Here is a 10,277-nt window from a genome sequence, read left to right as displayed (position 1 = left end):
CCTGATTTTACTGATGGAAAAACGCCGCCCGTGGGTGAGCGAACTGATACTGAAAAGGGGGCACCGGTGAGTCCGGCATTTTCATCGTGGAGCGATTTTTTCGCCATGGGCGGGTACGCCTTTTTTGTCTGGCTGGCGGTGGCGATGACCGTGGCGCCGCTGGTGCTGCTGGCGCTGCACACGGTGCTGCAGCGCCGGGCCATTCTGCGCGGCGTGGCGCAGCAGCAGGCGCGCGAGGCGCGGATGCGTGCCGCACAGGCGCAACAGGAGGCGGCGTGAACCTGCGACGTAAAAACCGGTTATGGGTGGTCTGCGCGGTGCTGGCGGGCCTGGCGCTGACCACCGCCCTGGTCCTGTACGCGCTGCGCGCGAATATCGACCTGTTCTATACCCCCGGCGAAATTCTCTACGGCAAGCGCGAGACGCAGCAGCTGCCGGCGGCGGGCCAGCGCCTGCGCGTCGGCGGGATGGTGATGCCCGGCAGCGTCAGGCGCGACCCGGACTCGCTGAAGGTGAACTTCAGCCTCTACGACGCCGAAGGGGCGGTGACGGTGAGCTATGAGGGGATACTGCCGGACCTGTTCCGCGAGGGCCAGGGGGTGGTGGTGCAGGGCACCCTGGAGAAGGGCAACCACGTCCTGGCGCACGAGGTGCTGGCCAAACATGACGAGAACTACACCCCGCCGGAAGTGGAAAAGGCGATGCAGGAAAACCACCGCCGCCCGCAACGCGCTGATAAGGACACCTCATCATGATGCCTGAATACGGCCACGCGCTGCTGTGCCTGGCGCTCGGCGTGGCGCTGCTGCTGTCCGTTTACCCGCTGTGGGGCGTGGCGCGCGGCGACGCGCGGATGATGGCGTCGGCCGGGGTGTTTGCCTGGCTGCTGTTTATCTGCGTGGCGGGCGCGTTTTTCGTGCTGGTACACGCCTTTGTGGTTAACGACTTCACCGTGGCCTATGTCGCCGGCAACTCGAACACGCAGCTGCCGGTGTGGTACCGGGTGGCCGCCACCTGGGGGGCGCACGAGGGCTCGCTGCTGCTGTGGGTGCTGCTGATGAGCGGCTGGACCCTGGCGGTGGCGGTGTTCAGCCGGCAGGTGCCGGCGGATATCGTCGCCCGGGTGCTGGCGGTGATGGGGATGGTCTGCGCCGGTTTTCTGGTGTTCATCCTGTTCACCTCCGGCCCGTTCGCCCGCACGCTGCCGGCCTTCCCGGTGGAGGGGCGCGACCTGAACCCGCTGCTGCAGGACCCGGGGCTGATTTTCCACCCGCCGCTGCTGTACATGGGCTATGTCGGCTTCTCGGTGGCCTTCGCCTTCGCCATCGCCGCGCTGCTGAGCGGGCGTCTGGACAGCGCGTTCACCCGTTTTGCCCGCCCGTGGACGCTGGCGGCGTGGGTGTTCCTGACGCTGGGCATCGTGCTCGGCTCGGCGTGGGCCTACTACGAGCTGGGCTGGGGCGGCTGGTGGTTCTGGGACCCGGTGGAGAACGCCTCCTTTATGCCGTGGCTGGCGGGCACCGCCCTGCTGCACTCGCTGGCGGTCACGGAACAGCGCGCCGGCTTCAGGGCGTGGACGCTGCTGCTGTCCATCTGCGCCTTCTCGCTGTGCCTGCTGGGCACCTTCCTGGTGCGCTCCGGGGTGCTGGTGTCGGTGCACGCCTTCGCCTCCGACCCGGCGCGCGGAATGTTTATCCTCGCCTTTATGGTGCTGGTCACCGGCGGCTCGCTGCTGCTGTTCGCCGTGCGCGGGCACAGGGTGCGTTCGCGGGTGAACAACGCGCTGTGGTCGCGCGAGTCGCTGCTGCTCGGCAACAACGTCCTGCTGATGGCCGCCATGCTGGTGGTGCTGCTGGGCACCCTGCTGCCGCTGGTGCACAAACAGCTGGGGCTGGGCAGCATTTCGGTGGGGGAGCCGTTCTTTAACACCATGTTCACCTGGCTGATGGTCCCCTTTGCCCTGCTGCTGGGGGTGGGGCCGCTGGTGCGCTGGGGCCGGGACCGGCCGCGTAACATCAGGAAACTGCTGCTCACCGCCCTGGTCTCCACCCTGGTGCTGTCGGTACTTTTGCCATGGCTGCTGGAAGATAAAATCATCGCCATGACGGCGGTGGGGATGGCGATGGCCTGCTGGATTGCGGTGCTGGCGGTGGCCGAAGCCGTACAGCGCGTGTCCCGCGGCACGAAAACCTCTCTCAGCTACTGGGGAATGGTGGCGGCGCACCTCGGGCTGGCGGTGACGATTACCGGCATCGCCTTCAGCCAGAATTACAGCGTGGAGCGTGACGTGCGGATGCGGGCGGGCGACAGCGTGACCATTCACGACTACCGCTTCACCTTCCGGGAGGTGCGGGACATCACCGGCCCCAACTACCGCGGCGGGGTGGCCCTCATCGGGGTGACGCGCCACGGCGAGCCGGAGGCGGTGCTGCACGCGGAGAAACGGCTCTACAACACCAGCCGGATGGTGATGACCGAGGCGGCGATTGACGGCGGGCTGACCCGCGACCTGTACGCCGCGCTCGGGGAGGAGCTGGACAACGGCGCGTGGGCCGTGCGCCTGTACTACAAACCGTTTGTCCGCTGGATATGGGCCGGGGGACTGCTGATGGCGCTGGGCGGGCTGCTGTGTCTGGCGGACCCGCGCTACCGCCGCCGTAAACCCTTGCCGGAGGCCGGATGAAACGCAACGTACTGTTATTACCGCTGCTGATTTTTCTGCTGATTGCCGCGGCGCTGCTGTGGCAGCTGGCGCGCAACGCGCAGGGGGATGACCCGACGGATCTCGAATCGGCGCTGACCGGAAAGCCGGTGCCGGCGTTCCGCCTGGAATCGCTGGAGACGCCGGGTCAGTACTATCAGGCGGAGGTGCTGACGCAGGGGAAACCGGTGCTGCTTAACGTCTGGGCCACCTGGTGCCCGACCTGCCGCGCCGAGCATCAGTACCTGAACCGGCTGGCCGCGCAGGGTATCCGGGTGGTCGGGCTGAACTATAAGGACGACCGGGCGAAGGCGGTGGCCTGGTTAAAGGAACTGGGTAACCCGTATGCGCTGAGTTTATCGGACAGCGACGGGATGCTGGGGCTGGACCTGGGCGTGTACGGCGCGCCGGAAACCTTCCTTATCGACGGCAACGGGATTATCCGCTACCGCCATGCGGGCGATTTGAATGCCCGGGTATGGGAAAGTGAACTGAAACCGCTGTGGGACAAATACAGCCGGGAGGCGGCGCAATGAGACTGTTACCGGGCATGGTGATGCTGATGCTGGTGCTGGTTATCGCCGGGTCAGCACGGGCGACCACCGACGTGATGCCGTTTAAAGATGAAGCGCAGGAGCAGCAGTTCCGCCAGCTCACGGAGCAGCTGCGCTGCCCGAAATGCCAGAACAACAGCATTGCGGACTCGAACGCGATGATAGCCACCGACATGCGCCGCAGGGTGTATGACCTGATGCAGGAGGGGAAGAGCCGCCAGGAAATCATCGATTACATGGTGGCGCGCTACGGCAACTTCGTCACCTACGACCCGCCGCTGACCCCGCTGACGGTGCTGCTGTGGGTGCTGCCGCTGGCCGCCATCGTGGCGGGCGGGTGGATAATCGTTGCCCGCACGCGCCGGCGGGTGCGTATCAGACAGGACGTCCTGGCTGACGCCATTCCTGCGGCGGGACCACGCGCAGGGGTGGGGGTGTATCTTCCGGGCGTGGTTATTGCGCTGGTCGTGGCCGCCATCAGTTACTCACAGACCGGCAGCTATCAGCAGGTCAGGGCCTGGCAGCAGGCAACGGCGCAGACGCCGGGGCTGCTGGCGCGGGCGCTGGACCCGCAGGCGCAGCCGCTGAATGAAGAGGAGATGGCGCGGCTGGCGCTGGGGCTGCGCACCCGCCTGCAAAATGATGCCGGCAATGTTGAGGGCTGGCTCATGCTGGGGCGCACCGGCATGGTACTGGGTAATGCCGGTACCGCCACCGGGGCGTATGCGAACGCCTACCGCCTGGATCCGAAAAACCGCGATGCGGCGCTGGGCTACGCGGAGGCGTTGACGCGCTCGTCCGACCCGGAGGATAACCGCCGCGGCGGGGAGCTGCTGCGCCGGCTGGTGAGCCGCGACCACACGGATATCCGGGTGTTAAGCCTGTATGCGTTTAACGCTTTTGAGCAGCAGCGTTTTGATGAAGCGGTGGCGGCCTGGGAGATGATGCTGAAGCTGCTGCCGGCGGGTGACGCCCGGCGGGCGGTGATAGAGCGCAGTATCCGGCTGGCGCAGGAGAAATAAGACCCTGATGGCCCGGTGGCGTGGCGCCACCGGACCTGGCTTGTTACTGCATTCCGCGTGTTTGTAAAAATAGAATGGTCGCCGCGACGCGCGAGCGCACGTTTAGCTTGCGAAGTAGATTACGAATGTGCACCTTAACCGTCTGCTCAGAAATATTCAGTACTGACGCAATCTGTTTGTTAGAAAGCCCCTGTGCCAGCTCATGCAAGACATCTAACTCTCGTTCGGTCAGGATACTAAAGGGATCTTCCTGCGCGCCAAACCGTTCGCGCTCACGCAGATATTCATTGACCCGATCGCTAAAGACTTTACCGCCGTTAGCGCCTTTGCGAATGGCCTCCAGCAGCACTTCCGGATCGCTATCTTTGAGCAGATAACCGTCGGCGCCGGCGTCGATCAGCGCGTAGATGTCGCTGGCGGAATCCGAGACGGTAAGAATAATAATTTGCGCCGTCACACCATCCCGGCGTAGCGCGTTCAGGGTATCTAACCCGCTCAGACCTTTCATATTCAGATCCAGCAGGATCAGATCGGGCTCAATGCGATTCGCCAGATCGATCGCACTCGCCCCGTCACCCGCTTCGGCAACGACATGAAAAGCCGGGTCCAGTTCCAGTAATTGACGAATACCTCGCCGCATAAGTGGATGGTCGTCCACAATAAGCACCTGAAAAGGTGTTACTTCAGGCATGCTGTATCTCCTGAGTTTTATTAGAATGATTATTGTTTTCAGCGCGGAAATCGTCCAGATTTGCCACATTGTCAAGCGCGTAAATTTTACCCTAATTAGTGCATGGGTAAGTAGTAAAACCTGTGACAGGCGAGTCATTAGCTGAACGATAGAAAGGATAAAACAACCTGCTGCGAGGGAAAACAGAATACTCCCCCGAGGAGGCTGAATACTGGTCTGGACGCTTTTTTCGGACAATGCGACATAACAGAAGTGTGGTATATGTTGCTGCGCCCTTGCACCCGTAAGTCCAGGCTATCTTTACTGGCAGGAAATTCCTTATTAAAAGTCATAGCGTCTAAAGCTTGTCATTATTAACAAATTATTTTAATTGAATTTATTTATTGTTTTATTAATGTCAATGAAATACATCTGAGCAGAACGAATAAACCGCGACATCTGTTAAATTAAATATCAAGTCAATAGTAGAGATATTTTTATGCGATAAATAGATTCTGACGATATTCTTATCATAAATGAAAATGTGGTCAGGAATGAGCGTCATTCACTTATAACTTATCCTGGGTGCCTGAACAACACTCTCAGCGTTTTGAGCACCCGTTGGGGCAACTCAAGGGGAGAATGTAGTGAGTATGTTTTGATTTCTGCACACAGTCCATGCCCAGCCTGTTTGCATCAAAAAGCTGGATGGAATAATTATGAAAATAATATTAATACTGGCTGCTATATCAGCCGTTTCTGAGAGCGTAAGTGTGGCGTAGAAAATTTTAAATATATTAGTCGGTTAAAAATAGCTATTGACATTGAAATGGTGATGGAGTGTATATGAAGAGAATATTTATATATATATTATTACCTTGTGCATTCGCATGTTCTGCTAATGATAATGTTTTTTTTGGTAAGGGCAACAAACATCAGATCTCTTTTGCTGGGGGAGAAAGTATAAGGAGAGGAGGGGTTGAGCACTTATATACGGCCTTTCTGACATACAGTGAACCCAGCGATTTTTTCTTTTTACAGGCAAGAAATAATCTGGAGTTAGGAGGATTTAAGGCTAAGGGGAACGATGATTGCAGTAAACATTCTGGCAGCGTTCCCTGCAATAAATATAATCAGGCCGTATTAGGTATCTCGAAGGATGTGGCGCTGGTTCATTTCGCTGGTATCTATACCGGTATTGGTCTGGGGGCTTATATAAAATCTAAGTCGCAAGATGATATGCGTGTCAATTCTGCATTTACCTTTGGAGAAAAAGCGTTTCTTGGCTGGAACTTTGGCTCTTTTTCTACAGAAGCTTATATCCGGCATTTCTCGAATGGATCACTCACGGATAAAAATTCAGGGCATAATTTTGTAGGTGCTTCAATTAGTTATAATTTCTAAAGTTGAATAACAATTAGCGAGTTGCTGGCTGAAGGAGAAATTAATCACAGTACGTTGTCTACAAAAACGTGTTGTGACTAGCCGATCGTTATCGACCCTATGGCGACAGGGAGGCTAATTGTTAGTGACAAAGAAGTGGTAGGCCGTTTACCTTACCAGAACGTTTTATTATTGCTGCGACAGATTGCTTACTCATTTACCTGCCACTGCAAACATTTCTTCCAGCATAGGGTATAGATGCGCTTTTTCTGTTTTAGTACAAAAATGGTTTACGTTATTTGCCTGCATTGACTTTACGTTGACCACTGCACGGGAAAGGTGTCCGATCAGTTCATGCAAAATAACGTCTCTGGCATCAGCTAACTTTTTAATTGTAGGCATAAAAAAACCAGCCCTGAGAGGCTGGTTTTTAAGGGGAATTTTGGTCGGCACGAGAGGATTTGAACCTCCGACCCCCGACACCCCATGACGGTGCGCTACCAGGCTGCGCTACGTGCCGACTTGTGGGTGCTAATACTACCTCTTTCCAACGCGAATGCAAGGGGAAACGGTGCTAACTGATTTATAATTAATCAGTTAGCGATAAAACGTTTCTCTTCTGTTAGCACTTGCAGCAGCAGACTGAGCTGCGGCTTCTGATCTTTGATCTTCTCGCCGTGTAAATTATAGGTCTGATAATGACCGTTATTATTGAGCACCAGGGTCATTTGTGGCGTCGTGATTGCCAACGTACTGCTGTCTGCCGCCGTTACCCAGTTATGGCGACGTGGAACGGTAAAGATGTCCTGGCCCTGTGAATATTCGTTCGCTGGCGTGCTGACATGTAACAGGCGTTGCATCAACGTGGTCATTACATCGGTATGATCGGTAAGCGCATTAATACGCTGCGCAGGCGTCCCCGGCCAGTGGATCACCAGCGGTACTTGCAGATGACCTTGCGACCAGTCGAAGCGATTTTCTTCCGGCGTCAACGGTATGCCGCGTCCTGCGGTAATGATCACGACGGTATTGTCGAATTTACCGGCCTCTCGCAGCGCGTTCAGAACCCGATTGATTTGCGCATCCACGTCGCTGGCGGCGCTGGCGTAACGCTTAACAAAATTCTTCTGATTACTGTCATCAATGTTAGTACCGTTAAACGATACCCATGAGAACCAGCGGTTATCTTCCTGTGCGTAGCGTCCAAGCCAGTCTATCCACTGGCTGGCCGTTTGCGCATCAGACTGCGTCTGCGCTGTCGGCATCGAGAAATCGGACAGTAATGCCTGACGGTAAAGCGGGCTGGCGAAGCCATCCGAAGAAAACAGTCCCAGTTGGTAGCCTTGCTGATTCAACGCGGTAATGAGCGCCGCAGGCGTTCTGGTGGATAACACGCCATCCATATAGCCTGGCGATATGCCATAGAACAGGCCGAAAATACCGTTATCAGTGGTATTCCCTGAACTCATATGACGAGTGAAGTCGATGTTTTGTTCGGCAAATGTAGCCAGCTCCGGCATCTGCTTCTCAAAGCGGGAATAGTTCAGGCCGTCTACGGTAATGAGCAGCACATTCTGACCGGTGCCCATATCGCGGTAGTGCAAATTGCTGAGCGGGTACTGCACGGAGACCGCTTCCGGATTGCCTTGCTCTACCAGACGACGCTGATATTCCTGCGCATCCAACAGACCGTGTTTTTCAAGAAAACGTCGCGCCGTCATCGGATAAGAGAGCGGCAGGTTTGCCCGCTGCATGGTAATCGGCCGGTAAAAATTAGCGTCTGCCCAGATGTAGATAAGATGCGATGCAATAAAGGAGACGAAAAAGAATGCCGCAAGCGGCCTTGCGAAATGGCGGCGGCGCGTAAGACTGCGCAGCTTTTGCCAACTCCATGTCGCAAATAGCATCTCAATCAATAAGATAACCGGCACGCTAATAAACATAAGCTGCCAGTCGCGCGCCGTTTCGTTCTGGTCAGGGTTGATGACCAGTTCCCAGACAATGGGGTTAAGATGCAGGTGAAAACGGGTAAAGACTTCGCTGTCGATAAGCAACAACGTCATACCCGCGGTCGCCAGAATGGCTGATAAAAACCGCATCAGCCGCTGGGACATCACGATAAACGTGAGCGGAAAAAGAATAAGCAAATAGGTGGCGAACACCAGAAAGCTAAAGTGCCCGACAATGCTCAGGTAGGAGTATATGCGACCCGCAAGCGTTGTCGGCCAGTCGGCGACAAACAGGTAACGGCTGCCGAGCAACGTAGCCAACAGTATATTGAACAGAGCGAACCAGTGCCCCCAGCTAACCATCTGGGAGACTTTTTCACGGTAGCGCTGACGATGAGTTACCATACCTGTCGCTTGTTTCTCCGGAGTCGGCTTTTTAGTGCGCGTTGTCTTCGCTAATCGAAGACTGCAAGGCGCGGGCAAAAGAGTTCGCAATCGCCTGGCGTTGAGCCGGCGCAACGCTGGTGTTGATAAGGTTGGTGACCATATTTCCCAGCACCATCAGGGAAAGATCGGTCGGCGCCTTATGTTTTTCCAGTACACTGAGCAGTTCGCTCAGCAGTTGTTCAACATGTTCATCACTATAGCGGGAGAGTTGTGGCATAAATCAAAATCTGTTTGTTCATGAAAGGGCAACATATTACCGTAGCAACAGTTTTTTTTCTGCATTTTTATCCCCTAAATCATTCGCGTTACGGATAACGCCTGAAATGACAGGGCGATTGCTTGCGTCTTCCGGCAGGCGGTGGTTGAATACCGCCCGGTCTTAAAGGAGAGTTTATCATGAGTCTGGATATCAACCAGATTGCCCTGCACCAGCTTATCAAGCGCGATGAGCAAAATCTTGAGCTGGTCTTGCGCGATTCATTGCTGGAGCCGACAACCACCGTTGTCGAGATGGTGGCTGAACTGCATCGGGTCTATAGCGCCAAGAATAAGGCGTATGGCCTGTTTAGCGAAGAGAGTGAACTGGCGCAAGCGCTGCGGTTGCAACGTCAGGGGGAAGAAGATTTTCTTGCCTTTAGCCGGGCGGCGACCGGACGCCTGCGTGACGAACTGGCGAAATATCCCTTTGCGGACGGCGGCATTGTATTGTTCTGCCATTATCGTTACCTGGCGGTGGAGTATCTGCTGGTTACGGTACTGAACAACCTGAGCAGTATGCGGGTCAATGAAAATCTGGACATTAACCCGACGCATTATCTTGATATTAACCATGCGGATATCGTGGCGCGTATCGATCTTACCGAGTGGGAAACTAATCCGCAATCGACCCGCTACCTGACGTTTCTCAAAGGTCGGGTAGGGCGCAAGGTCGCTGACTTCTTTATGGATTTCCTCGGCGCCAGCGAAGGGTTGAACGCCAAAGCGCAGAATCGCGGCCTGTTGCAGGCAGTGGATGATTTCACCGCAGAAGCGCAGTTAGATAAAGCAGAACGTCAGAACGTGCGCCAGCAGGTGTACAGCTACTGCAACGAGCAATTACAAGCCGGGGAAGAGATTGAGCTGGAATCGCTGTCTAAAGAGCTTTCCGGCGTCAGTGAAGTTAGCTTCAGCGAATTTACCGCCGAAAAAGGCTATGAACTGGAAGAGAGCTTCCCGGCGGATCGCAGTACGCTGCGCCAGCTAACCAAATATGCCGGCAGCGGCGGCGGGTTAACGATTAACTTTGATGCGATGCTGCTGGGTGAGCGGATTTTCTGGGACCCGGCTACAGATACGTTGACCATCAAAGGTACGCCGCCGAACCTGCGCGACCAGCTGCAGCGCCGCACATCTGGCGGGAAATAAGGGCATACTACATATAAGGGCGCAGTAGTGAGTAAAGGAATACGTCAGAAGCCGTCTGTTAATTTCAGTTTATTTCGGCAGGTTTTGTACGCGCACATTGTAACATTTTTGATGATGTTGATGCTTGGTATTGTGTTCACAGTTCTC

General features: G+C 55.8%; 12 protein-coding genes, 1 tRNA gene and 2 pseudogenes. 9 read left to right on the top strand and 6 right to left on the bottom strand.

Going from position 1 to position 10,277, the window contains the following annotated elements; translation table 11 throughout:
• The 6 genes from ACLD11_RS21495 to ACLD11_RS21470 form a co-directional block, all read left to right on the top strand.
• The coding region (locus ACLD11_RS21495; RefSeq protein ID WP_225550304.1) for a hypothetical protein at nucleotides 1-70 on the top strand (70 nt) is incomplete at its 5' end.
• Complete coding sequence (gene ccmD, locus ACLD11_RS21490; RefSeq protein ID WP_039514271.1) at nucleotides 67-279, top strand: heme exporter protein CcmD; 213 nt, start codon at nucleotides 67-69, stop codon at nucleotides 277-279. The genes ACLD11_RS21495 and ccmD, both read left to right, overlap by 4 nt.
• Entirely contained in the window at nucleotides 276-755 is a 480-nt protein-coding gene (ccmE, locus tag ACLD11_RS21485; RefSeq protein WP_001522164.1) for a cytochrome c maturation protein CcmE, read from the top strand. The genes ccmD and ccmE overlap by 4 nt, the downstream gene beginning before the upstream one ends.
• A complete protein-coding gene (locus ACLD11_RS21480) occupies nucleotides 752-2,683 on the top strand; it encodes a heme lyase CcmF/NrfE family subunit (protein WP_411015349.1) in 1,932 nt (643 codons plus the stop codon). The genes ccmE and ACLD11_RS21480 overlap by 4 nt, the downstream gene beginning before the upstream one ends.
• A complete protein-coding gene (gene dsbE, locus ACLD11_RS21475) occupies nucleotides 2,680-3,237 on the top strand; it encodes a thiol:disulfide interchange protein DsbE (protein ID WP_183058766.1) in 558 nt (185 codons plus the stop codon). Before ACLD11_RS21480 ends, dsbE begins: the two co-directional genes overlap by 4 nt.
• On the top strand, nucleotides 3,234-4,277 hold the full coding sequence (locus ACLD11_RS21470; protein WP_411015348.1) for a cytochrome c-type biogenesis protein CcmH: 1,044 nt from the start codon (nucleotides 3,234-3,236) through the stop codon (nucleotides 4,275-4,277). Before dsbE ends, ACLD11_RS21470 begins: the two co-directional genes overlap by 4 nt.
• Before the next feature lie 43 nt (nucleotides 4,278-4,320).
• Here the strand turns inward: ACLD11_RS21470 and narP are convergent, their stop codons facing one another.
• Entirely contained in the window at nucleotides 4,321-4,968 is a 648-nt protein-coding gene (gene narP, locus ACLD11_RS21465; protein WP_001115498.1) for a nitrate/nitrite response regulator protein NarP, read from the bottom strand.
• Nucleotides 4,969-5,787: 819 nt separating this feature from the next.
• Here narP and pagL point away from each other — a divergent pair.
• On the top strand, nucleotides 5,788-6,351 hold the full coding sequence (gene pagL / locus ACLD11_RS21460) for a lipid A 3-O-deacylase PagL (RefSeq protein WP_411011768.1): 564 nt from the start codon (nucleotides 5,788-5,790) through the stop codon (nucleotides 6,349-6,351).
• A 192-nt stretch (nucleotides 6,352-6,543) separates the two neighbouring features.
• Here the strand turns inward: pagL and ACLD11_RS21455 are convergent, their stop codons facing one another.
• The 5 genes and pseudogenes from ACLD11_RS21455 to ACLD11_RS21435 all read right to left on the bottom strand — a co-directional run bounded on the left by ACLD11_RS21455 (nucleotide 6,544) and on the right by ACLD11_RS21435 (nucleotide 8,943).
• Nucleotides 6,544-6,732 carry a DinI-like family protein gene (locus ACLD11_RS21455; protein WP_080250871.1) on the bottom strand — a complete coding sequence of 63 codons (189 nt, stop codon included), beginning with the start codon at nucleotides 6,730-6,732 and terminating at the stop codon, nucleotides 6,544-6,546.
• A pseudogene (locus tag ACLD11_RS21450) lies at nucleotides 6,726-6,818 on the bottom strand (hypothetical protein); the annotation flags it as partial. The gene ACLD11_RS21455 and the pseudogene ACLD11_RS21450, both read right to left, overlap by 7 nt.
• Nucleotides 6,774-6,850, bottom strand: a tRNA-Pro gene (locus ACLD11_RS21445). The pseudogene ACLD11_RS21450 and the gene ACLD11_RS21445, both read right to left, overlap by 45 nt.
• Nucleotides 6,851-6,923: 73 nt before the next feature.
• Entirely contained in the window at nucleotides 6,924-8,684 is a 1,761-nt protein-coding gene (gene yejM, locus ACLD11_RS21440; RefSeq protein WP_080250872.1) for an LPS biosynthesis-modulating metalloenzyme YejM, read from the bottom strand.
• Between the two features lie 31 nt (nucleotides 8,685-8,715).
• Nucleotides 8,716-8,943 carry a YejL family protein gene (locus ACLD11_RS21435; RefSeq protein WP_001135904.1) on the bottom strand — a complete coding sequence of 76 codons (228 nt, stop codon included), beginning with the start codon at nucleotides 8,941-8,943 and terminating at the stop codon, nucleotides 8,716-8,718.
• A 179-nt stretch (nucleotides 8,944-9,122) separates the two neighbouring features.
• Here ACLD11_RS21435 and yejK point away from each other — a divergent pair, with 179 nt between their 5' ends.
• Nucleotides 9,123-10,130 (top strand): nucleoid-associated protein YejK, encoded by a 1,008-nt coding sequence (gene yejK, locus ACLD11_RS21430; protein ID WP_000050812.1) that lies wholly within the window; start codon nucleotides 9,123-9,125, stop codon nucleotides 10,128-10,130.
• 27 nt (nucleotides 10,131-10,157) lie between these two features.
• Nucleotides 10,158-10,277, top strand: a pseudogene (locus ACLD11_RS21425) (hypothetical protein); the annotation flags it as partial.

It is taken from the genome of Salmonella sp. 741265116_PST (assembly GCF_046567715.1).
GTDB classification, from domain to species: domain Bacteria; phylum Pseudomonadota; class Gammaproteobacteria; order Enterobacterales; family Enterobacteriaceae; genus Salmonella; species Salmonella enterica.
This window is presented reverse-complemented; position numbering and strand designations above follow the sequence as displayed.